The organism is Salinivibrio kushneri, from assembly GCF_005280275.1.
GTDB lineage: Bacteria > Pseudomonadota > Gammaproteobacteria > Enterobacterales > Vibrionaceae > Salinivibrio > Salinivibrio kushneri.
This window is the reverse complement of sequence record NZ_CP040022.1, coordinates 506,707-530,575: the sequence shown is the minus strand read 5'-3', so window position 1 is coordinate 530,575 and position 23,869 is coordinate 506,707. Positions and strand designations below refer to the sequence as shown.

Sequence of the window (23,869 nt, the reverse complement as noted above, 5' to 3'; positions counted from 1 at the left end):
GTGTCACACGGTGCCTGTTTTACCTGAGGAATGCGTAATGACCGATTCCGACTCTCTCACGTACCACTCCGAGCTTCCTGGCCTTCTTGGCAAATTGGATACCCTGATTTGTAAAATCGAATCCTTCATGCTGGCCGCTGGTGTGCTCCTAATGGCCCTGAATACCTGTGTTAACGTCATTGCACGCTTTGGTTTTGGGCAGGGCTTGTTTTTTTCTGGCGAAATCAATCGTATTTTAATTGTTTTAATCACCTTTGCAGGGATTGGCTACGCGGCGCGACATGGTCGCCACATTCGTATGTCTGCTCTGTATGACACTCTGCCTTTCAAAGGCAGAAAAATCTTAATGACAAGCATCGCGCTGATCACAGGCCTTATCATGCTGGTGTTGGCGTATTTTTCTTATCAATACATTGTCTCCGTTTATGACCGCGGTCGTATTTTGCCAGCACTTGGCTTCGAGATTTGGTGGATTTATATCTGGGTACCACTGGGCTTTATCGTCACCGGCATTCAGTACGGGTTGACTGTCTATAAAAATCTCACCTCGCCCGATGTTTACCTCTCCGCTGGCGTCCTCGATGGTTACGCTGAGACAGAAAGTGAAGTTTAAATAGGCACCTACCACTATGGCCATGACGTTAATGTTCATCATGATTGTCTTGCTTGTGCTTGGCTTTCCAATGATGGTCCCTTTGATTACTGCCGCGCTAACCGGTTTTTACATGATGTTTGGCGGCGTGGGTCAAATGGACACGTTTATTCAGCAAGTGCTGGGAGGGATCCGCCCTGCCTCACTGATTGCTGTTCCTATGTTTATTCTCGCCGCCGACATTATGACGCGGGGGCAATCCGCTAACCGATTGATTGATATGGTCATGACCTTTATTGGTCATATTCGCGGCGGGTTGGCGATCAGTACCGCCACCTCGTGTACCCTGTTTGGTGCCGTGTCTGGCTCAACACAGGCAACCGTGGTGGCCGTTGGCTCGGCATTGCGTCCAAAGCTGCTTCGAGCCGGCTATAGCGACTCTTTTTCGCTCGCGTTAATCATCAACTCCAGTGATATCGCCTTTTTGATTCCTCCCAGCATCGGGATGATCATTTACGGGGTGATCTCAGAAACCTCTATCGCCGAACTGTTTATCGCTGGGATCGGCCCTGGATTGATGATTCTGACCTTTTTCTCGCTCTACTGCTTGTATTACGCCACTGTCCACAAAGTGCCGACTGAGCCTAAAGCGAGCTGGAGTGAGCGGATTACCGCCACTCGAAAAGCCTTGTGGCCACTGATGTTCCCACTGATCATCGTCGGCGGGATTTATGGCGGTGTCTTTAGTCCCACAGAAGCGGCCGCGGTGTGTGTGCTTTATGCGATGATCTTGGAATTTGGTGTCTTTCGCTCACTTAGCAGCAAAGATGTGTTCACCATCGCACGCTCAACAGGCTTAATTACGGCTGTGGTCTTTATTCTGGTCGGCGTGGGCAACGGTTTTTCTTGGATCATTTCTTTCGCGCAAATCCCGCAAACTATTCTCGAGGCAGTCGGGATAAGTGAAATGGGTCCGATGGGCGTGCTAGCCTCTATTTCCATTGCCTTTTTTGTCGCCTGTATGTTCGTTGATCCGATTGTGGTGATCCTGGTGCTCACGCCTATATTTGCACCTGCGATAGAAGCCACTAGTCTTGATCCTGTGCACGTCGGGATTGTGATCACCTTGCAAGTGGCGATCGGCTCAGCAACGCCTCCGTTTGGCTGTGATATTTTCACCGCTATTGCGATTTTCAAAAAACCCTATTGGGAAGTTATCCGAGGAACGGGGCCATTTATCGCCATGCTGCTTCTATCAGCCGCGCTGTTGGTGATGTTCCCGCAGATTGCGTTATTCCTACGTGATATCGCGTTTGGGTAACTAAACAACAGGAGTAATTGGATGTTTAAACGAATATTGGTTGCCGTCGATGGCTCATATTCTGCGTTAAATGCGTTAGATAAAGCGATTGAGTTGCAACAACTCACTCATGCTGAACTTTACTTATTGTGTGTGTTTAAACATCACAGTTTGTTTGAGGCGTCACTATCGATGGTTCGCCCCGATCGGTTGCAAATCCCAGATCAGACCCTGAGCGAATACGCGCGCAACATCGTTGAGCAAGCCAAACAACATGCGCTAGAGAACGGTGGCGAAAGTGTACGCGGGTTTGTCAAAGGCGGGCGCCCTTCCAAAACCATTATTAAGTTTGCCAAAAACAAAGAGGTTGATTTGATTGTGATGGGCGCGCATGGCACCCACTCAGACAAAGACGGAATGTTTCTTGGCAGTGTCTCCCATCGTGTGGCGGGGCGGGCACATTGCCCTACGATGGTGGTTTAACCGCCTGTGATGGCGTTTTTTCACACGTTGTCGTTCACACCCAGTCCTCACAAAAAGAAAAAGGCCAGCATCGAGAGATGCTGGCCTTTTTTCACTGTTTCCAGCGCTTTTATTGCATGTGGAAATAATGACTATTCAGTACCAGGTGGACACCGATAGAGGCCAAGTAACCGAGCATAATCACCGGTGCCCATTTTAGATGGCCAAAAAAGGTGTATTTGCCGTGGGCTTGCCCCATCAGCGCGACACCGGCCGCAGAGCCAAGGGACAACAAGCTCCCCCCCACACCCGCTGTTAACGTCACCAATAGCCAGTTACCGTGGGACATCTCAGGGCTCATGGTTAATACCGCAAACATGACCGGAATGTTATCCACTACCGCAGATAAAACCCCTACCAGTGTATTCGCCCAAATAGGATTCCACTCGAGATACATCACATTCGAGACTAACGATAAGTACCCAATCAAGCTAAGGCCGCCAACACACATCACGACCCCGTAGAAGAAGAGCAAGGTATCCCACTCAGCGTGGGAAATGCGGCGGAAGACATCAAAGGGTACCACTGACCCCAGTCGACGTAATGCCGCTTCGTCATTCTTCGCCTCAGCGATAGCACGTTTACGCGCTAACGAGCGCGGCAGGGTGCGGCACAGATAAAAACCAAAAAACTGCAGATAAGCCAATCCCATCATCATCCCCATCACCGGCGGGAAATGGATAAAGCCATGGAAAGCAACCGCCGTAGCGATAGTGAGCAAGAACAAGACCATGATGCGGCGCGCGCCCCGCTTTAGCTCAACATGCTCTTGCATCACATCCGGCTGCGTCCGCGGGATAAAGAGCGACATGATAAAGGCAGGGATCACGTAGTTGACCACAGACGGAATAAACAAAGCGCCGAATTCGGCAAAGGTGACTTTGCCCGCCTGCCACACCATCAAGGTAGTGATATCGCCGAAGGGGCTAAACGCACCGCCGGCGTTTGCCGCCACAACAATGTTGATACAAGCCAGATTAATAAACCGAGGGTTATCACCGCCAATTTTTAGCACAATGGTACACATCAGCAGCGCAGTGGTAAGGTTATCCGCCACTGGCGAGATAAAGAACGATAGGATCCCAGTAATCCAAAACAGGCTTCTCAAATCGTAGCCTTTACTCAAAATCCACGCTTTCAAGCCATCGAATAAACGCCGTTCTTCCATCGCCGAGATGTAGGTCATGGCCACCAACAAGAACAGCAATAGCTCGGCATACTCCAACAGATTGTGCTCTAGCGCGGCATGCGCCGGTGCCATATTGCCCCATTGAGAGTAGGCAAAACCAATGAGCAGCCAAATCAAGCCCGCCGCCAGCAAAACAGGCTTCGATTTTCGCAAGTGAAGCTTTTCCTCTAGCATCACTAAGCTGTAGGCAACCGCAAAGATTGCCAAAGACGCATAGCCCACCCAGGACTGAGTTAAATCCAGCCCTTGTCCTGTTGTAGCGGCAAAAGCCGTTGGCGATACCATCGCCAACGCCGCAACCAAACGCTTCATCCTTGAGCCTCCAAATGTTGTTTCCTTACTTCTGATATGACAATTACGTCATGTTAATCAGCCTGTTTCCGACTGTTTATTGACCGACCACCCACCATAGAGACACATCGCGTCGCCTCGGCGCAGTGACACCTTTCTCACCATTAAAAGACAGTTTAAAAAGCGTGCTCTGTGGCAATCGTGCAATGTATCAATTATTTATTTTGCACGGATAGAACACCGCAGAACAAAAACGAACATAATATTAACAAATATGGCGTTAACGTCTATTACTAAGCACGTTTCAACCGTAAAAAAGAGGTGACATGGGTTACTGTCAAGATTAATAATATCAACTTACTCGTTGGTAATCGCTGTCATAGTCGGCAAAAATCGACTAGATTTAAACAAAAAGTGAATGATTTTAGTCATCCTCATTGAAAAAACCAAAAAATAACACTTAAACAACATCGCAAACGCATCATTGCTATCTTGCTGGGATGCACAGTTCAAAGAAGGGAGTCACTATGAAAGCATCTAAACTCGCGGCCGTTGTCTGCGCGGCTGCGTTGTCAGTGGGAACGACCACTTCCACCCTGGCTGAAACGGCGCGTGTCGCCGTCTCTCAGATTGTGGAGCACCCTGCGCTTGACGCCGCCCGCAATGGTCTATTGGATGGCCTGATTGCCAAAGGTTATACCCAGGGCGAGAATCTCGATTTTAAATATCAAACGGCGCAAGGTAACCCCGCGATTGCGGTACAAATTGCTCGCCAGTATGTCGGCGAACAGCCGGATGTCCTTGTCGGGATTGCGACCCCCTCTGCACAAGCGCTCGCGGCCGCTACCCGCGATGTACCAGTGATTTTCACCGCCGTGACCGATCCTGTCGGCGCAAAGCTGGTCAAAAACATGGATGCCCCTAGCGGCAATGTAACAGGACTGTCTGATCTTTCTCCCGTTGCACAACATGTCGCACTGGCCAAAGAACTTTTACCCAACCTTTCTTCTATTGGCGTGGTGTACAACCCAGGCGAAGCAAACGCCGTCACCTTAGTTGAGCTGCTAAAAGAAGCCGCTGAGCAACATGGGATTAAAGTGATCGAAGGGACAGCACTAAAAAGTGCTGACGTCCAGTCAGCCGCACAGGTCGTGGCGACACAGTCTGATGTGATTTATGCCCCAACAGACAATACAGTCGCTAGCGCTATTGATGGCTTAGTCGCCGCTGCTAACGCAGCGGACACACCAGTTATCGGTGGCTCGACGTCTTATATTCCCAACGGCGCAGTAGCGGCATTAGGCTTTGATTACTACTCGGTTGGGGTACAAACCGCAGATTATGTTGCCGCGGTGTTGGAAGGCAAACCGATTTCATCATTGCCAGCCAAAGTGGCGGAAGGATCAGACCTTGCTGTCAATCGCGCAGCGGCTGAGAAACTCGGCCTTGAGGTGCCTGCGTCTCTCTTAGATCGCGCCTCACGCATCGTAGACTAGTTTGTATCAGTCTTGGAGTAGTAAATGACTGCAATTGCGTTCTTCGGCACCTTAGAGGTTGGGCTGATCTATGGCTTGGTCGCACTCGGGGTCTATCTAACGTTCCGTGTTTTGGATTTTCCCGATCTGACCGTTGACGGCAGCTTCCCAATGGGCGCTGCCGTGGCAGCAACCATGATCGTTGCCGGCTATAACCCATGGTTAGCGACGGCCGTGGCCATTTTGGCCGGGGGGATCACAGGGCTCGTCACCGCCTTTTTGACCGTAAAATGCGGCATCCTCAATTTGCTCTCGAGTATTTTGACCATGATTGCCGCTTTCTCTATCAACATCCGCATCATGGGGCGCCCCAATATCGCCTTACTCGGGGAAGAAACCATCCTCACACCATTTGAATCACTGGGGATTGCTCCAGCGTATCTTCGCCCCTTAGTGGTGGGTGTCTTGGTGATTATTAGTGGCCTCCTCGTGATCCGCTTATTAGCCAGTGATTTCGGCCTTGGGCTACGCGCCACTGGCGTCAATGCACGCATGGTAAAGGCGCAAGGTGGGAGTACCGCGATGTATACCTACTTTGGCCTGGCGTTATCCAACGCCTTTGTCGGCTTTGCCGGGGCGTTATTTGCACAAACCAATAGCTTTGCTGATGTCACCTCTGGCGTCGGCACCATTGTGGTAGGGCTCGCCGCGGTGATATTGGGACAAACGCTGATCCCTGGCCGTAGAGTCTGGGTGGCCGTTATCGCGGTTATTTTAGGCTCTATCCTCTATCGTCTCGCCGTCGCATTCGCCTTATCGAGTGGCATGTTTGGCTTACAAGCCTCTGATCTCAACTTGGTGACCGCGGTACTGGTTGCCATCGCATTGATTGCACCCAAAATGCGCCAGCAATATCAAAAGTCGAAACGTGCCAAGCAGGCGGAGGTGTCAGGATGATCACGCTTAACAACATTCAAGTCACCTTTAATCCTGGGACCGTGCTGGAGAACCGCGCGTTACGAGGCGTCAACCTCACGATTCCTGAAAAAGAGTTCGTCACCATTATTGGCTCCAATGGCGCGGGGAAATCGACCTTGCTGGGGGCAGTGACAGGGGAAACCCCGATGATTGGTGGTCAGGTTATGATTGACGACATCGATGTGACGAAAAAAGCCGTTCACCAACGAGCCACCCTCGCCGCGCGCGTGTTTCAAGATCCACTTGCAGGCACCTGTGCCTCATTAACCATTGAAGAAAACTTAGCCCTGGCCTTTCGGCGCGGAAAAGGGCGTGGCTGGACACGTGCGCTAGGCAGTAAACGGCGTCAATTATTCCAAGAGCGCATTGCGATTTTGGGGTTAGGGCTAGAAGATAGGCTCGGTGACAGCATCGGCCTGCTTTCAGGAGGCCAACGCCAGGCGGTCAGTTTGGTGATGGCCACTCTATCAGACAGTAAGCTCTTACTGCTTGATGAACATACTGCCGCCCTGGATCCACGTATGGCGGCGTTCGTGATTGATTTGACCAAAACCATCGTCAATGAGTTTAACCTCACGGCGATGATGGTCACTCACTCAATGAAAGATGCCTTGGCCTGTGGCGATCGCACCGTGATGTTACACCAAGGCAATATCGTCCTCGACGTACACGGTGATGAACGCAAGAATATGGATGTCCCACATCTGCTGGAAATGTTCAACAAAGTGCGTGGCGAAACCCTTGCCGACGACAGCTTGCTGCTCGGCTGACACAGTCTTTCACTTCAAGGACAACAGACGGCGCTTATTCCCGAATAAGCGCCCAATTTTCTATTCTGGTTGCCAGATTTTTCGTGATAGCCAGTCTTCCATGCTAGGGTAGCGGTATCTTAGTAAGGGACTGGCTATGAACATTAAAAGCGTTCTGCTCGCTTTATTGGTGGTGCTGATCTGGGGCGTCAACTTTTCCGTCATTAAAGTTGGGCTGGAAACCCTCCCACCCATTTTGTTTTCAGGGTTACGATTTTTTATCGTCGCCTTGCCGGCGGTATTTTTTATTCCGCGTCCTAAGGTAAAACTTTGGCAACTATTCGCGGTAGGACTAAGCCTGGGCGTGATTAAATTTAGTTTGTTGTTTATTGCCATGCAGGACGATGCCTCAGCGGGTATCGCCTCGTTGCTATTACAATCACAAGTGATTTTTACCATTGCGTTAAGCGCCCTGCTCCTTAAAGAACATATTACCTTGCCGCAACGCATCGGACTTGCTGTTGCCTTTGTCGGCTTTGGGCTCTTCTTCGTCACGTCAACGGGGAGCGCAACACTCACAGGGGTCGCAATGATCGTTGCCGCTGGCTTTTTCTGGGCCATCGCCAACATGGTGATGAAACAAATGCCAGGCGTCAACCTGATGCACTTTATGGTTTGGGTCAGCTTAATCCCACCGCTGCCACTGTTTGCCCTTTCGTACTGGTTTGAGAGTCATCAACCTCTTGCGCTATTACAAGCGACACCGTTATCCGGATGGATATCAATTGCTTATGTGGGTTACTTGTCTACACTGGTAGCGTTCGCTATCTGGGGATGGTTACTCAACCAGCACACCTCGGCCTCGGTCACCCCGTTTGCGCTATTAATCCCGATTGTCGGTATGGCGGCCGCATCGATCGGGTTGGGAGAATCCTTATCGCTGATCGAGTGGATTGGGGCGGCCTTGATTGTTACTGGCTTGAGCCTGTCAGTATTAGGTCGGCGCATTGGCCGCTGGTTGGGACTAAAAACCCGTGCCAGACCTACTTCTGCGCTGTAAGTGATTTACTCGGCCACCACTGATTAAGCAACCTGCCACCCAACGACGGCTGATACCGCCAGCAATAATCAAACATAGCCATTAGGCTGGGATTGCCATATTTGGACAGGCTGACGGCATGAAAGCGATTGTGGTTGGCTTTCAGTGTCTCAACCTTGTTGATCATCGCATCCGATTGCTTAGGCGCGATAAAATCTGACACCACCACTAGATCGGCGTTTTGATAGCGATCGCTTTCCATCAGATTGAGCGCTTTATCAATGACTGGCGTCATATCTGTGCCGCCATGAAAACGGTAGGAGAGAAAGCTCATCGCTTCTTGCAAACCACGCTCACCGGTTAACTCGTAGCTAATATGGTCAGTGGAAAACAGCATCACGTAGCAGTCTCGGTGCTCGGTGGCGGCAATTCGCATCAGCACGTACGCGAGGGCTTTAGCACACTGCTCTGGAAAACCACTCATTGAGCCTGAGGCATCCACGGCAATGATAAACGGCCCTTTCTTTTGTTCCGGCTTAGATTGACTCGGCGCCTGTGTCTCGACTTTTTTTCGACGATAAGCCTTGCCGGAAAACTGATAATTAAGGAGCTGTTTGTCGACCAGTTGCTTGTAAAACACCACTTCAAGCGCCGGATCCGCGAGCAACACTGCTTCATTGGGCAACAAGCGATCAACCCGATCACTTTGACAAATCCCCGTGATATCGTCCGGCACATCCACCTGGCGCTCTGGTTTGGTTTTCAGGGTTTCAGTGGGCTGTTGGCTGGGCCCAGAAAGATTCACCTGATTGGCCATGCGCCCGAGTTGTTCCGCAATAGCTTGAAGCTCCGGGTTTTTCTCTAGAAACGCAATAAACCGTTTAAGCAAGGTGACGTCTTGCTGAGAAAGAGAGCTTGCCGCCATATCCCACAGCCGTCCCACTTTGCTGATATCGCCCGACTGATCGACACCATCCATTTGCTGATAGGTGGCTATTCGCCGATACAAGTCTTCAAGTAGCTTTTGTTTTTGCGCCTCAACACTGTCGGACTGATTTTTTTGTATTTCCGCTTTTAAATGCGCATGCCATTTGTTGCAAAAGTACGACTGAAACATCGGGTCGGCGTGCTGAGCTTGATGGGCGGCGAGCTTTTCCGCCTGCGGATAGAACGAAGAGACCGATTTTAACTGACTCAGTAAGGTATCAATCTCTTTTTCAAACGCGCGTGCGGTTTTTTCGGTGGCCTGCTCGTAGTATTGAATTTCTTGCTTCAGGGAGGCTGACAACCCTTGCTGCACCAGCTTGCGTTTTGTTTGCCCTCGCCAGCGGTGAAGCTGTTTTTTTACGGCTCGCTTAATCGCAGGGCTTCGTTCCGTCAACACCAGCAACTGGGGGTGAGACATCAACTCTGTCATCGCCGCATCCAGTAACCCAGACTCGGCGAGCATCAACCCCATATTCAGGCTCTCAGCACTCAGCATGGCTCGCCCCTGAGAAGAACTCACCTAAGCGCGCTAAACGATTAACTTGGCGCTCTAGGTTATCGATCTGCGTTTTAACCTCATGTTCAACATCTACCAAACTCGCTGACGCGATTTCCAGCAGATCCGGTTGCGCAAATAAATGCGGTAACCCAGCATTGAGTTGACTGCGCGCGCGACGAATTAAAAACTGTGCGTGTTGCAATTGCTCAAGCGCCTGATCGGTTTGTTGCTTCCAATCTGCTAGCTGCGATTCGCTGGGATCGTTAACCCCCACCAAGGCCATCGGCACCGGCCGATTAGCGATATCTTTAATGACCAAGGCGTGCTGCGCATCCCACTCTAACGTGAGCCGGCACAGGTGATTGTTTTTATTCACATAGCCATACAAGTCTGTGCTGCCTGTTTTCAACTTTTTCTCAATGTCGGCCGCATCGAGATACACCCAGCGACTGTCACCTTTTTCTTGCTCTGACACCGATGGGTTGGCCCTAAGTAGGACAAAACGCACCAAGTCTCGACTTTGGTTGACCGTGAAGCGAGGCGACTGACTCACGTCAATCATTGCTTTGCGCGTGAGTCCAGCGGTGGCCGTCTCTTGTCTATAAGTCAGCGCCTCAGCCGTATCTTGCTCAATCTCTTCTAACGCCACTTTGACGTCATCGATCAAGGCGAGTACTTCTTGTTGATCGAACAGCACCTCTTTGGCAAATGCCTGCATCACGGTTTGCACTACATCGCGCGATTCTGGGCTATGCCATAGACAGTCTTCCAGTAACAATAAGTCCAGTGGAGCGACTTCGTCACGACCATTGAAAAAAGCGGCCGCTTTTAGCAAACGCACTGCTTTTTTCCACCGGCGATCCGACACATAAAGCTCACTTGGATCAAACTGTGATTGCTCACTGCCGGCATTTTCTACCCGTTGTTTTAGGGTGTAGAGTTTTTCGAATATCGCATCGGGCAGATCCAGTGTGGGAATAATAGTCTGCCAATGCTGATATTCTTGATGGCTAATTTTCAACTTATCGGCCACCGTTGCCTCATCCTGGCTGGGCTCGGTAAGCATCAGTTTGAAGTTTTTCTTCTCTTGGATCCGATTGACGAACACTCGTAGCAACATGCGATCGTACAAGGCATCGAGCCCACTGTCCGGCTCGGGTAATTCGTTGGACGCGGTCACTAATAAACGCATAGGAACAGGATAAACATGCTCGCCATTTTTGAAGGTGCGTTCGTTGACCACGGTCAGCAAGGTGTTGAGGATCGCCGGCCCTGCTTTCCATATTTCGTCCAAGAAGACCACGTCGGCATTGGGCAAATAGCCATCGGTCAAGCGTACATATTTACCTTCATCTTTCAGCGCCTGAATCGAGAGCGGGCCAAATACTTCTTCCGGCGTGGAAAATCGAGTCATCAAGTATTCAAAAAACTGGCTGTTATCAAATGCCTCAATCAATCGTTTAGCGATATAACTTTTCGCAATCCCTGGCGGACCCAGTAAGAAGATACTTTCACCGGCAAGCGCCGCCAACAAACACATCTTGATAGTATGTTCGCGTTCGTACACGCCGCTAGAAAGCGCATTGATGAGGCTGGCTATACGTTCAGGTAGCAAAGCTCGTTGACTGACGGTAGCAAGGTTTTGAGACAAGTGATACTCCGATTTTCATCGCTATATGGGGTATGTTTGTGCTTGATAACCTCGAAGCGCTTGTTGATTTAATCATGGCAAGCCAAGCGCTATTTACCATTAACCGGCCGACTAACCGCACAAAAAACACACTACTATGTAAAATAATATTAATTAATGTATCGATATATCATTAGCACACTTGTCAGATAGTGACATAGATCACTCTCAAGTCAATCTTGTGACACACCTCCTTGTCGTTGCTTGCGGATTAACCTGCTTTGACAACGGGCCAGTGTGAGTGCCCGCCCCATTCGGTCCATGAACCATCGTAAACCGCCACAGGGTAGGCAAAATAGTGCTCAGCGACAGCGGCCAAGATGCACGCGGTAACCCCCGAGCCACAGCTCGCCACGTTGACCCGCGTATCGCTTAAGTGAGGTAACAAAATCGTTCGTGCTTCACCCTCACTGATCACAAAGCCACGTGGGTCAGTCAAGTTGGCAAAAGGGAGGTTGGTTGCGCCTGGCATATGGCCGCTACGCACACCCTCTCTCGGTTCAGGGACATCGCCATAAAAGCGCGTTTCAGGACGCACATCAATCACATTCATCACGGCGAGTTTGTCTGCCAAGGTGGCACCATCCATATAGCGGTAGGGTTTAAACTGCGTCTGATAGGTCGCTTCGACACGTGGCTGCGGCGGGGTGTTATCAATCAGCCCCTCTGAGGCCATCCATGCAGGTAGGCCACCATTCAGGATAAACACATCTTGATGACCCATCACCTTGCACATCCACCATGCCCGCGCCGCTGAAAACAATCCTTGGGTATCATACACCACCAAGGTGTCTTGCGACGCAATGCCTAGTGCGCCCATCTGCTGGGCGAAGCTGTCCTCATCAGGCAGCATATGGGGCAAGCTCGAGGCAGAATCCTTAATACGACCGTCGAAGTCGAAATACACGGCGCCCGGAATCCGCCGTTGTTGCCACTCTTGAAAGCCGTCTCTCGATACATCTGGCATAAACCAACTGGCATCGACAGGGATCACGGTATCAAGGCGTTGGGCCAGCCACTCGGCAGTTACAAACACTGACATGTTGACAGTTCCTTTTCATCGTTGATTGACGGCTTACCACCCTTTCACAAGATATTGACCTTTCTCATCTGGTGTCAGCCTGCGTTTTTACTCATACTGAGAGCCTCGCATTGAAGATGCAACTCAATGAGGATGTGAATGACACCGTCTCGCGTGATCAGTGGCACTATTTTACTGTTTCCCACTTTGCTACTTGCGCCAAGTGCAGCCTTGGCGGCTGGCTTTGGATTAACGATTGAAAACGACAGCCCATTGGGGGTCGACAACCAATACACCAGCGGCGTTTATGCTCACTGGCATGCGGATTGGTCTGATGATTTGCGCGCCACATCGGTTAAGCCGATTCGTTGGTTTGCCGAGCAACTTCCGCTCAATGAAGCAGCAAGGCAAGGCTGGAGTGTGGATATTGGGCAAATGATGTGGACGCCCAATGATATTACCTATACCACACCTCAACCCGAGGAACGTCCTTATGCAGGGTTGATATTTATCGAGCCCGGTCTCTACCAGCAGACGCCAGAACGGGTCGATAAGTGGTCACTGATGCTTGGTATGGTTGGCCCCGCCTCACAAACCGAAGAAGGACAGTCTTACGTTCATGACCTCATCGACTCGCCCGACCCAAAAGGCTGGGACTATCAAGTGGAAAATACCCCAGTGGCGCAGCTTGCCTATGAACGCCACCAGCTTTTACACCGTAGCGAGCATCAAGAATGGGGGGTGACAGGCCGAGCGGATATCGGCAACTTCCGTAGTGAGTTGTCAGCAGGCCTTAGCTACCGAGTGGGGCTGGATCTTGCTAACACCTACGGTGGCATTAGCTTCGAGCCTGGCCGGCACCTCGATAGCCGCTTGTTTGAAGCCAGTGAAAAAGGCGCCTTCTTGTATACCGCTATCCAAGGACGCTATCGTGCCAATGACATCACCATCAATGGCGATAAACCGCCAGAAAATGCAGATATCGACATGACCCACTGGCAAGCCAGTGCCGCAGCGGGCGTGGCGTTTTATCAACCCCGCTGGGGCACGGATATCAGCGTCGTACTGCATACCAAGGATTATGAGCAAGCGATCGATAACACTTATAGTTACGTGTCCTGGACCGTGCACTATCGCTATTAGTAATAGTGCGATTCCCTCTCCCACTATCGTGAGGGAGCCGCCGCCGTTTTCGCACTGCGCGATAGCGTTAACTTATCGGAGAATTTCATCCACAATAGAGACGCGAGAATCATCGCAATACCCAACCACTGAAGCGGTTGTAGCGTCTCGTCAATCCAGAGTACCCCTAGGGTCACGGCCGTGAGCGGATTAAGGAACATGATAATCGATTGGCGATTAGGCCCTAGCACGGTAATAGAGCGGATATAGGCCCAATAACCGACAGCCGTATTGAGCACAATCACCCATATTAAACCTGGCACCGCGTGCAGAGTTGGCGCTTGTGGTGGCCCTGCTAGGCTCCAGGCAAAGGGGATTAACATCGCACCACCCAGTACCAACTGCCACGCGGTCAAACCAAAGATATCTTTGGCTTCCCATCGCTTCATCCACAATGTTGACTGTGCGACAAAGAAGGTTGCTAACAGCATGGCGCCCGCCCCTACCCAGTCTATGTTTGTGGACGGGTTAAGCAACAATCCCACCCCGACAAGCCCAAGTAATGCCAAGCTAAGCAGCTTAGGCTCTGGCCGTTTTCCCTCCGTTAACCACTGCAAGAGCATCAGAACGAGCGGTAAGGTGGCCCCTAACGTGCCCGCCACTGCGCCCGGTAGTCGATATGCCGCGATAAATAACAGTAAAAAGAAAGCAGCAATATTGAAAAAGCTCACTGCGAGCATTCTCGGCAAACTCAAGGGTAAACCACGGCGACTGATCAACAGCATTAAGATCCCGGCAGGCAGCGCCCGCCAGACCGCCATCCAGTAAGGGGAAAGATCCCCCAAGTACAATGCAACTGCCGAATAAGTACTTCCCCAAAAAATGGGGGCGAGAATCGCAATAAAATAATGCATCACCTGTCTCCATTTATCTTTATGTGAAGATAGATTAGCCGACAAATTGATCAGCATCAAGTATCTTTACAAAAAGATAAATGGTTGTGGGCGAAGAACGCCAGCGTAATCATGTAGAGCTGCTATGCTTATTTATCGGTAAAACAGGGGGATACTAGAATGATTAACACCGAAAATGCCGTCGTTTTGTTGATTGATATGCAAGGCAAGTTGGCGCAAAAAGTAGTGGGAAGCGAGGAATTACACCAAAACGTGGCTCAACTATTACGTGGGTGCCAACACTTCGATATACCTGTCGTTTGGGTAGAACAATTGCCTGAAAAGCTTGGCGCAACAACGCCAGCACTCGCTGACCTCATGCCAGACAACACGCCGATAGCTAAGCATACATTTAGTGCTTTTGCCGAGCCGCAAGTTGAGCAGGTACTGAATTCACTTAACCGCAAACAAGTGATTTTATGTGGCATTGAGACACATGTTTGTGTGTATCAAACCGCCTGTGATCTACTTCGCCATCACTATCATGTGCACCTTGTCACCGATGCGACGTCATCCTGTCAGCCTGCTCACTACCAAAGTGGCATCACGATGATGCAACAGCATGGCGCCTGGGTCACCGTGGTCGAAGCCTTGTTGTTTGAATGGCAACAACACGCAGGGGGGCCAGACTTTAAAGCGTTTTTGTCACTCATCAAGTGATCACTCAGTAGATCTCTAATGATTTGTATCACGTAGTGGAGGGCGTTAGGCGCAAATATCGATTTAAGAAAACGAAAAATGAGACTTGTGCCGCATTATCCTCCTAACAATTTAATTAGTGGTCTAATATTATTTGGAACGCATGTTTGAAAAGGAAAGGAAGCATATGTACAAACGATTACTCTCAGCCGCTATTCTCTCGCTCTCGGCATTACCGGCCAGCGCAGATGATCACGCCTGTGGCAAAGTCACCATCGCTGACATGAATTGGAACTCTGCCAGCCTGATTGCCAACATTGATCAGTTTATTTTAGAGCATGGCTACGGCTGCGATGCTGAGCTTGTGCCTGGTGATACCATGCCAACGGGCACCTCGATGATTGAAAAAGGTGAACCCGACATTGCGCCCGAGTTTTGGAGTAACTCGATGCGCGAAGGCCTACAACGCGGTATCGATGAAGGGCGAGTTCGCTACGCAGGTAGTGCATTTGTTGAAGGCGGCGAAGAAGGCTTTTGGATCCCGCGTTATATGGTCGAAAAGCATCCTGAACTGAAGACTATTTCAGGGATCAAAGCGAACGCTGATTTATTTCCCCACCCAGAAGATGCCTCAAAGTCTGCTTTTTATGGCTGCCCCGCGGGCTGGAGCTGCCAAATTACCTCAGAAAACCAATTTGAGGCTTTAGATCTGGCTGACAGCGGCTTTGAAATTGTCGATCCGGGCTCTGGTGCAGGCCTTGCCGGCTCAATCGCCAAAGCTTACGAACGCGAAGAAGCGTGGTTCGGTTATTACTGGGCACCGACAGCGGTATTGGGTAAATATGATATGGTCAAGGTGGACTTTGAAACAGGTACAGACGTACAGCATTACAAAGACTGTATTACCGCCAATGATTGTATGGATCCGAAAGCGACCATGTATCCGGCGGCTGACGTCGATACCGTAGTAACAGAACGCTTTGCTACTCGCGCCCCCGAGGCGCTGACATATTTAAAACAACGTGGTTTTACCAATGACCAAATGAATGGTTTACTCGCCTGGATGGAGGACAACCAGGCCGATGGGGAATATGCGATGACCAACTTCCTCATTAATCATGAAGACATTTGGACACAATGGGTGCCCAGTGACGTCGCTGAAAAAGTAAAAGACGCTCTGTAACCTTGCAACAGTCAGCGTGGTACTGCCGCTGCGCTGACTCTCCTTTAGCAGTATAGGAACAATAACAATGGCTGATTCATGGCTAACGGAAGTGCCAGAAATGAGCAGGCGCGATCTGCTCGCTATTCGACAAACACTCGACGGCGCATATCGCAACTTCTCTCGCGAATATGGTGAAGGTATTGAAGCCTTCTTTGACCCTCTCCTCCACTTTCTTGTTTGGTTCGAAGATTTGCTCCTCGCCACACCTTGGTGGCTGGTGATTGCCGTACTGGCCGGTATCGCGTACCTCGCCAGTCGCTCTTGGAAGCTCCCGACAGCTGTGGTTGTTTCTTTCACCCTGATTGCCTACTTAGGGATGTGGGAGGACACCATGAGCACCATGAGTATCATTTTGGTGTGTACACTGGTCGCGATTGGCGTCGGTGTGCCGATAGGCATTGCGATGTCCAAGTCCAATCGTACTCAGGCCATGGTCACGCCGTTACTGGATATTATGCAAACTATGCCCGCGTTTGTGTACTTAATCCCAGTGGTAATGCTATTAGGTATTGGCAAAATCCCCGGGGTTATCGCGGTGGTTATCTATGCCATCCCGCCAGTCATTCGTTTGACCAATCTGGGTATTCGGTTAGTCGACAAAGATGTGCTAGAAGCAGCGACCGCCTATGGCGCTAATGGTTTTCAACGTTTATTCCAGATCCAGCTCCCCTTGGCAATGCCAACCATCATGGCGGGCATTAACCAAACCATTATGATGGCCTTGGCGATGGTGGTCATTGCCTCCATGATTGGCGTTTCAGGCCTTGGACAACCTGTGCTTAAATCGATTACCAATCAATACTTTACCTTGGGCCTTCTCAACGGTCTCGCGATTGTGGTGATTGCGATTATTTTCGATCGTGTGTCTCAAAGCTACGCCAAACGTTCCCAGCAGCATCTCAAAGGAGGCGATCATGACTAAGCCAGTGCAGGACACCTTAATTGAGATCCAGGGCCTATATAAAGTGTTTGGCGACCACCCGCAAAAGGTCATGCCTGCGGTCAAAGCAGGAAAAAGTAAAGATGCCTTATTGCAAGAAACAGGGCACACCATTGGCCTCAGTGATATCAACCTATCTATTCGCCGCGGGGAGGTCTTTGTGATCATGGGCCTATCGGGCTCCGGCAAATCGACCTTGATTCGTCATTTCAATCGCTTGATAGATCCCACCGAAGGTGAAATCCGCGTGGAAGGCACCGATATCATGAAGCACTCGCAAAAAGAGTTGCAGGCGTTTCGACGCCATAAGATGTCCATGGTGTTTCAACGTTTTGGCCTACTCCCGCACCGCACAGTAAGAGAAAATGTTGGGTTTGGTTTGCGAATCCAAGGGGAAGGAAAAACGCAACGCGATCAAAAAGCGGATCAATGGTTGTCGACTGTGGGTCTTGACGGCTACGCCGATCAATATCCGGCACAATTATCTGGCGGGCAACAACAACGTGTCGGCCTCGCGCGCGCTCTCTGCACCGATGCAGAAATTTTGCTGATGGATGAAGCATTTTCCGCGCTTGATCCGCTCATTCGCAGTGAGATGCAAGACCAGCTGATAGAACTGCAGGAAAAATTGCACAAGACCATTATTTTTATTACTCATGATCTTGATGAAGCCTTGCGGCTGGGCGACCGTATTGCCATTTTACGTGATGGTAAGCTCGTGCAAGTGGGTGAGCCGGTCGATATCTTGCTCCAACCGGCCGATGACTATGTCGAAGCCTTCGTAAAAGACGTTAACCGTGCTCGCGCATTAACGGTCGAAACCGTGATGCAGCCACAAATCTGCCGCATCAGTGCCAATACGATTGGCGATGCGATTCAGCAGATGCGTCAACAAAAAGCCAATTATGGCTATTACATCACAGAAGACGGCTATCAAGGCACATTAAGCCAAAAAACCCTCAGTGATAAAGATCCAAGCGGTGATATTGAGGCAAGCCTCCTTGAAGACGTACCGGCCATTGAGCAAGACTCGTTATTGGAAACCGTCATCCCAGATACATTGGAGTCCAAATGGCCGCTCCCCGTGTTTGATAATCAAGGCGAGCTTATAGGCCATCTATCCAGACAGACGGTCGCAAACATTCTCAGTGAAAGCGCTCAGAAAGGGTCTGCGTTATCTGAGGATCAAAACTCACCGAAAAAGGCCAGCTAGCAACCAATACACCATCATTCGCTGTGAAAGCGCCCCTCCAGTCGGGCGCTTTTTTCTTGTCGTTACGTCTGCTTTGCACACTTTTTTAGCCCTCCTCTGGGGCTGCACCTGCGCCACGTTCAAATAAATGAACGGTGATCTCACTCCCAAATCACATTATTGAGACACCTGTCATTCTAATGAAACAGTGGCTCCTTAATCTGCGGCGCATCATTAGATTAGGCAGTTGACAGGAAGTACCATGAGCGTAAGACAGCGGTTATTGATCGCCTTCACCCTCTTTATCGCCTCGACCATCGGACTTGGTAGTCTCGCACTTTGGATATCGGCTCGCTCCGCAGATGCCTCAGCCGAATATGTAAATCATCAACTTCCCGAAGTATGGGCGCTTTTAGCTCTTGAGCGGGATCACCGCGACCTCGTCAATCTGTCGCAAAAAATCAAAGCACAAGTCTTGTTTTGGAACGAGATCACCCCTGAGTTTGAAAAACTTCAGCAGCGTTATCAACAGAGCTGGCAAGCGCTATCACAGTATCCGTCTTTGTCGGACTGGCGTGCCGAACAGCAAGAAGGTAAAAAGAAGTTTGACCAATACCTCACCAAGCTTGCTAAAACGGTCGACAGTAAAAGCTTTTACGATGCAGGGCGTCTTGTGGACTTTGATCTCTATCCTGCCGTTGACCCCATGTTAGCAGCCATCAACGAAAAGCTGACCGAGCGTCAAGATAACGCGAAAAACTCTGCCAGTGCGCTTATTACTTTTTTGCATCAGCAATCGAACATCGTCTATATCGGTTGTGGGATCACACTGTTGCTGGCCTTGGGACTGATGACGTGGCTGCGAAAAACCGTGGTGGTGCGTCTGGATCATATTGCTACGTCCCTGACGGATATCGATAAGCGCTCCGATCTCTCCGTGCGTTTATTCGATAAGTATCAGGATGAAGTCAGTGCCGTCGCTCGCGCATCAAATAACTTGCTCGATAAGTTCAGTCATTTTGTTACCGATATACAATCGCGAACATCAGCGCTTGATCAACAGTCGGATACGTTAGACCAACAAAGTACGCAAGTGGCGACGATTAACCAGCAAACACGGCAAAACGTTAACGATGTCGCGCAATCGCTGACCGTTATGGAAAGCGCAACCACGGAAATTGCCAACGCCATTCATGATACCCGTGAATACATCGGCAAAGTCTCTCAAGACAACGATGAAATTCAAACACAAATGAGTGCGACAGAAGCCTCAATTGCCCATAGCGTCAAAGTGGTTGAAAACGTCTCGAGTACCATGGCAACGCTGAAACAAACCAGTAACCAAATCGCCGGCGTCATGGATGTGATTGAGGGCATTGCAGAACAAACCAACTTGCTCGCCCTCAATGCTGCGATTGAAGCCGCGCGCGCCGGTGAGCATGGGAGAGGCTTTGCCGTCGTCGCTGATGAAGTGAGAAGTTTGTCTCAACGCACAGCTCAATCAACTGGCGACATTCGAGGTTGGATCAATGATTTACTCGGCCAAGTCGATACCGCCAATACCCTGCTAACGGAAACACAGTCAGCCAGTGCTGACAATCAGCAAGCCAGTGTCCGACTGCAGAGCTATTTAGGCGAGATGCACACCACCTTCCAGGGGCTTGAACAGCTCAGTGCGGAAGTGGAAGCCGCTCTGGACTCTCAGCATAAAGAAATTGCTCACCTCACCCAGCAGCGTCGCGCGCTCAAACAAGGTAGCCAGTCACTCACCGATGCAATCGATACCACCAGTGATGTCAGTGGCCAGTTAAGCCATCAATCCAGCGCGTTGACACAATTAACTGACCAATTTCAAACCTAACGGCCTTGTTTGATAACCGCTTCGCAGTGTATAGAGAACGCCCCTTTTTCACAGGGGCGATTTGGCTCAGGCATTATTAATGCGTGCGAAACCGGCCGCCAGATCGGCAATCAGATCGTCAACGTCCTCTAAGCCGATATGTAGCCTGACAAGTGTGCCGGAAAAATCCACCTTACCCACAGGGCGGATGCGATTGAGTTGCTCTGGCTGATTAGCCAACAATAACGACTCAAAGCCGCCCCATGAATAAGCCATACTGAAATGCTGCAAATGATCACAAAAAGCGTCTAATTGCGCATCAGACAAACGCTGCGCAAACACAAACGAAAAGAGGCCATTACTGCCTATAAAATCTCGCGCGAAATAGCGGTGCCCGGGACAGTCGCCAAATGCAGGATGGAGCACGCTTGCCACTTCCGTTTGCTCATTCAACCAATTAGCCACCTGTAAGGCATTTTCCTGATGCTGGGCAAGTCGCACATCGAGCGTTCTTAATCCACGAGCGGCTTGGTAAGCAGTATCAGGATCGACCGTTTGCCCCATTAAATAGGCACGCTCACGCAAGGTTGGCCAGCAGCGGGCATTGGCAACCGCGGTACCTAGCATATTATCCGAATGACCAATAATATACTTGGTCCCGGACTGAATCGAAATATCTACGCCTTGCACTAACGGTTGATACAAGCGACCTGCTGCCCAGGTGTTATCCATCATGATGATCGCATCTGGCGCTCTTTCTCTTACCGCTTGAACGATTGCTGGCGTATCGTGCACTTCCATGGTGTAAGAGCCGGGTGACTCCAGAAACACAACCCGTGTATTTGGCGTGATACGTTGACCAATCTCCGCGCCCTCGAGAGGATCAAAATACTCAGTCTTCACCTGCATATCGGCGAGAATTTTCTGGCAAAAATCTTGGGTTGGCTCATACGCCGATCCTGAGACCAAAATATGGTCACCGGTTTTCACAAACGCGAGGATACTGTTTGCGATGGCCGCTGCACCACAGGGAAAGAGTGCACATCCCGCGCCTTGCTCAAGCTCGGTCATGGCATCTTGCAGCGCAAAATGGGTGGTGGTTCCTCGTCGACCATAGAACAAGGTTTGTTGGTGACGATTGACAATCGCGTGCTTCTTCTCAGCTAACGTATCGAAAACAATTGAAGAGGCACGTTGTACGACTGGGTTGACCCCACCAAGGGTATAGGCCTTACGGCGTCCAGCATGTATTAGCTGTGTACGACTGTATTTCTTTTCCATCGTTCACTCATCCTAGGTTGACTGACTTATAGCCTACGGGTTCACACAAAGGCAGTAAAGACATTTAGATGGCTAAAAATAGATTTTATGACATCGATTTGGCTATATGTCATAGCGCTCAGCACTAACTCATTCAGCCTATTGATATTCGCGATCCATATTGATTACAGTACTAAGTAGATCACAGTTTCGCAATTCTCTCCTGGCACCACTAAAGAAACGTATATACATTGTATATCTAAAAGATAGGCGTATTGGCATGGCAAAAAAAGAAAAAGCAAAGAAAGACAGCCAGTTACTAGTAAGAATCAATAGCGAGCAACGCGATGCCTTCTTAGAGGCCTGCGACGAACTGGACACATCCGCAGCACGTGAAATACGCCGATTTATTAAACAGTTTTTAAAAGACCACGAAACGAATAAATCATCGTGATCACACCTGGGGTGGACATGCCGGCCCCGTCCACAGCATTGAAGCTGTACTGCAGTGGCAAACGCTTCGGCAAATCATCATTAAGGAGAGAAATCATGACGAAAGCGTCGAAAAAAGATCTGAAAAAATCAATTAAGAAAACAAAAGCGAAAGTTGCGAAGCAGGAAAACAAGCTGAAGAAGCTTAAAAAGCAACTAAAAAAAGCCTAAATCACAGGCTGATACGCAATAAAAAGCTCGGTACTGTGACCGAGCTTTTTCATGTCATCAACAGCGATTTGTCGTGTTCGGGCACTGAACGTGTCTCTCACTCCGGCAATGCAGGCTCCACCGTAAATCGTCCCACATCAACGCCCACCACTTTGACCTGATCGCCAGCCAGCAATGTGCAATCACTGGCGGCCGAACTTAGTTGCAGTTGCCAAGTGACACCTGAGTATTTTACCGTCGATGTTTGCTCTCGGCTCAACGGCTCACTGAGCGTCAAGGTCAATCCGATAAAATCACTATGGCGATTATCCGGGCGTCGTCCGCCCCGTTGTAACTGTTTAAGTGGCCGCCACAGCATGGCAGTTAACAAGCCTGCACCTATCCCGGTGCTGCTAAATAACGCCGTCACCGTTTCTGGCACAACGCCGACCATCGCCAAGAGTCCCACCAAAATAGCAGCAACACCGGTTGCCAATAACACAATGGTCGATAAACCCAGTAGCCAGACTTCAACGGCTAACAGTAACAAGCCCACAATCACGGTTAATTCTGCAAGGTAGATACTCACACTAAACATCCTGTTTTACGCTTTGCTCTTATTGAGTGTATCAATAATTGTCATCGCTTCTGCAACCACATTCGCTGCGCCTGTCCCAGAGTCAGGCAGCAGTACCACTGAGGACTCTTTGGCAATCGCCTGTTTCGCCTTGATCGCTTTTTCTGCCAGCTCCAACTGGATGGCTTTTTGGCCTTCCTCTGTAATCGCTCGTGTCCCGACGATTTCAAGTGCTTCGGCTTGCGCTTCGGCAACCGCAATAATGGCTTGCGCTTCCCCTTCCGCTTGCAAGATTTGCTCTGACTTTTCCGCTTCCGCCGCTAAGACTCGGGCCTGCTTTTGACCTTCAGCAACGTTTATATCCGATTGACGCGCCCCTTCTGATTCAAGAATCACCGCACGCTTTTCTCGCTCAGCCTTCATTTGACGCTCCATGGCATCGAGAACAGAGCGAGGTGGATCGATATCCTTGATTTCGTAACGCAGCACCTGAACGCCCCATGGCTGAGCGGCCTCATTGATGGCAGAGACAATCGCGGTGTTTAGGCTTTCACGCTCTTCGAAGGTTTTATCCAGCTCCATTTTACCCACCTCACTACGCATGGTGGTTTGCGCAAGCTGAGTCACGGAGTACACATAATCGTCGACGCCATAACACGCTTTATACGGATCCAATACCTTGATGTATAAGACACCGTCAACAACCAGCGAAATATTATCGCGCGTGATCGCGGATTGACTGGGTACATCATACGCTTGTTCTTTTAACGTCCTGGTATAACCAATACGATCGATAAATGGCACGATGAAATTGAGACCCGCTTCCATGGTCTTGTAATACTTACCAAACCGCTCGACGACATACGCCGTATTTTGTGGCACAAACTTAATCGCACCGCGTAGCACCACGATCACTAAGACCGCCAGCACGACCCAGACGCCAATAAAACTCGACGTTTCTAAAAAAATCGTATCCATGGAGAAACCCTATCACTGCGAGTCACAATTATGACTGGCATAAACAAACCCAAACGCGCGCACAAACGTGTCTGCGGCGTTACTCGTCGTCTTTCATGATACGTTATTGTCAGCATAAAAAGACATCATCCAACGAGTGATTTGACACTCCTCGCAATCTAGATCGCTT

Annotated in this window: 22 protein-coding genes; 14 read left to right on the top strand and 8 right to left on the bottom strand. The window is 50.0% G+C overall.

The annotated features are described in order from the left end of the window. Positions 1-37: 37 nt before the first annotated feature. From FCN78_RS15450 to FCN78_RS15440, 3 genes are read left to right on the top strand one after another with little or no spacing between them, the layout of a single operon-like run. Entirely contained in the window at positions 38-613 is a 576-nt protein-coding gene (locus tag FCN78_RS15450; RefSeq protein WP_069362868.1) for a TRAP transporter small permease, read from the top strand. Between the two features lie 16 nt (positions 614-629). Continuing rightward, positions 630-1,913: a TRAP transporter large permease gene (locus FCN78_RS15445; RefSeq protein ID WP_069362867.1), complete on the top strand. Its 1,284-nt coding sequence runs from the start codon at positions 630-632 to the stop codon at positions 1,911-1,913. A gap of 21 nt (positions 1,914-1,934) precedes the next feature. Next, on the top strand, positions 1,935-2,375 hold the full coding sequence (locus FCN78_RS15440) for a universal stress protein (RefSeq protein WP_069362866.1): 441 nt from the start codon (positions 1,935-1,937) through the stop codon (positions 2,373-2,375). A gap of 109 nt (positions 2,376-2,484) precedes the next feature. On the opposite strand, the gene nhaD is transcribed toward FCN78_RS15440, so the two are convergent. After that, positions 2,485-3,915, bottom strand: coding sequence for a sodium:proton antiporter NhaD (nhaD, locus tag FCN78_RS15435; RefSeq protein ID WP_077659737.1), 1,431 nt, complete (start codon positions 3,913-3,915; stop codon positions 2,485-2,487). Between the two features lie 506 nt (positions 3,916-4,421). On the opposite strand from nhaD, the gene FCN78_RS15430 reads away from it, so the two are divergent. The 4 genes from FCN78_RS15430 (at position 4,422) to FCN78_RS15415 (ending at position 8,156) form a co-directional block, all read left to right on the top strand. Then, a complete protein-coding gene (locus FCN78_RS15430) occupies positions 4,422-5,390 on the top strand; it encodes an ABC transporter substrate-binding protein (protein WP_077649764.1) in 969 nt (322 codons plus the stop codon). Positions 5,391-5,414: 24 nt separating this feature from the next. After that, the gene (locus tag FCN78_RS15425; RefSeq protein ID WP_069362863.1) at positions 5,415-6,326 is read left to right on the top strand and encodes an ABC transporter permease; all 912 of its coding nucleotides are present in this window, start codon (positions 5,415-5,417) and stop codon (positions 6,324-6,326) included. Then, positions 6,323-7,117: an ABC transporter ATP-binding protein gene (locus FCN78_RS15420; RefSeq protein WP_069362862.1), complete on the top strand. Its 795-nt coding sequence runs from the start codon at positions 6,323-6,325 to the stop codon at positions 7,115-7,117. Before FCN78_RS15425 ends, FCN78_RS15420 begins: the two co-directional genes overlap by 4 nt. Before the next feature lie 136 nt (positions 7,118-7,253). Continuing rightward, on the top strand, positions 7,254-8,156 hold the full coding sequence (locus FCN78_RS15415) for an EamA family transporter (RefSeq protein WP_069362861.1): 903 nt from the start codon (positions 7,254-7,256) through the stop codon (positions 8,154-8,156). Here the strand turns inward: FCN78_RS15415 and viaA are convergent. The 3 genes from viaA to FCN78_RS15400 all read right to left on the bottom strand — a co-directional run bounded on the left by viaA (position 8,140) and on the right by FCN78_RS15400 (position 12,353). After that, positions 8,140-9,618, bottom strand: coding sequence for an ATPase RavA stimulator ViaA (viaA, locus tag FCN78_RS15410; RefSeq protein WP_077599694.1), 1,479 nt, complete (start codon positions 9,616-9,618; stop codon positions 8,140-8,142). The two genes, FCN78_RS15415 and viaA, sit on opposite strands and share 17 nt — an antisense overlap. Next, on the bottom strand, positions 9,605-11,272 hold the full coding sequence (locus FCN78_RS15405; protein ID WP_069362859.1) for an AAA family ATPase: 1,668 nt from the start codon (positions 11,270-11,272) through the stop codon (positions 9,605-9,607). The genes viaA and FCN78_RS15405 overlap by 14 nt, the downstream gene beginning before the upstream one ends. Positions 11,273-11,522: 250 nt before the next feature. After that, complete coding sequence (locus tag FCN78_RS15400) at positions 11,523-12,353, bottom strand: sulfurtransferase (protein ID WP_077659736.1); 831 nt, start codon at positions 12,351-12,353, stop codon at positions 11,523-11,525. A gap of 138 nt (positions 12,354-12,491) precedes the next feature. Here FCN78_RS15400 and FCN78_RS15395 point away from each other — a divergent pair, with 138 nt between their 5' ends. Continuing rightward, positions 12,492-13,475: a lipid A deacylase LpxR family protein gene (locus FCN78_RS15395; protein WP_077521742.1), complete on the top strand. Its 984-nt coding sequence runs from the start codon at positions 12,492-12,494 to the stop codon at positions 13,473-13,475. Between the two features lie 23 nt (positions 13,476-13,498). Here the strand turns inward: FCN78_RS15395 and FCN78_RS15390 are convergent, their stop codons facing one another. Further along, on the bottom strand, positions 13,499-14,368 hold the full coding sequence (locus FCN78_RS15390) for a DMT family transporter (protein ID WP_077459271.1): 870 nt from the start codon (positions 14,366-14,368) through the stop codon (positions 13,499-13,501). A gap of 159 nt (positions 14,369-14,527) precedes the next feature. On the opposite strand from FCN78_RS15390, the gene FCN78_RS15385 reads away from it, so the two are divergent. From FCN78_RS15385 to FCN78_RS15365, 5 genes are all read left to right on the top strand, one after another. Continuing rightward, the gene (locus tag FCN78_RS15385; RefSeq protein ID WP_077659735.1) at positions 14,528-15,067 is read left to right on the top strand and encodes an isochorismatase family protein; all 540 of its coding nucleotides are present in this window, start codon (positions 14,528-14,530) and stop codon (positions 15,065-15,067) included. A gap of 166 nt (positions 15,068-15,233) precedes the next feature. Then, on the top strand, positions 15,234-16,229 hold the full coding sequence (locus tag FCN78_RS15380; protein ID WP_069362855.1) for an ABC transporter substrate-binding protein: 996 nt from the start codon (positions 15,234-15,236) through the stop codon (positions 16,227-16,229). A gap of 67 nt (positions 16,230-16,296) precedes the next feature. Continuing rightward, positions 16,297-17,193 carry an ABC transporter permease gene (locus FCN78_RS15375; RefSeq protein WP_069362854.1) on the top strand — a complete coding sequence of 299 codons (897 nt, stop codon included), beginning with the start codon at positions 16,297-16,299 and terminating at the stop codon, positions 17,191-17,193. After that, a complete protein-coding gene (locus FCN78_RS15370) occupies positions 17,186-18,424 on the top strand; it encodes a quaternary amine ABC transporter ATP-binding protein (RefSeq protein WP_077484922.1) in 1,239 nt (412 codons plus the stop codon). Before FCN78_RS15375 ends, FCN78_RS15370 begins: the two co-directional genes overlap by 8 nt. Positions 18,425-18,665: 241 nt before the next feature. Further along, positions 18,666-20,264, top strand: coding sequence for a methyl-accepting chemotaxis protein (locus FCN78_RS15365; protein ID WP_069362852.1), 1,599 nt, complete (start codon positions 18,666-18,668; stop codon positions 20,262-20,264). 66 nt (positions 20,265-20,330) lie between these two features. Here FCN78_RS15365 and metC read toward each other — a convergent pair whose 3' ends face one another. Beyond that, a complete protein-coding gene (gene metC / locus FCN78_RS15360; protein WP_077659734.1) occupies positions 20,331-21,524 on the bottom strand; it encodes a cystathionine beta-lyase in 1,194 nt (397 codons plus the stop codon). Positions 21,525-21,783: 259 nt separating this feature from the next. Between metC and FCN78_RS15905 the strand changes: the two genes are divergently transcribed. Continuing rightward, positions 21,784-21,957, top strand: a complete 174-nt coding sequence (locus FCN78_RS15905; RefSeq protein ID WP_167483336.1) for a hypothetical protein — start codon at positions 21,784-21,786, stop codon at positions 21,955-21,957. Between the two features lie 306 nt (positions 21,958-22,263). Here FCN78_RS15905 and FCN78_RS15355 read toward each other — a convergent pair whose 3' ends face one another. Beyond that, positions 22,264-22,734: an NfeD family protein gene (locus FCN78_RS15355; protein WP_369801971.1), complete on the bottom strand. Its 471-nt coding sequence runs from the start codon at positions 22,732-22,734 to the stop codon at positions 22,264-22,266. 15 nt (positions 22,735-22,749) lie between these two features. Further along, positions 22,750-23,700: an SPFH domain-containing protein gene (locus FCN78_RS15350; RefSeq protein ID WP_046075979.1), complete on the bottom strand. Its 951-nt coding sequence runs from the start codon at positions 23,698-23,700 to the stop codon at positions 22,750-22,752. Positions 23,701-23,869: the final 169 nt, after the last annotated feature.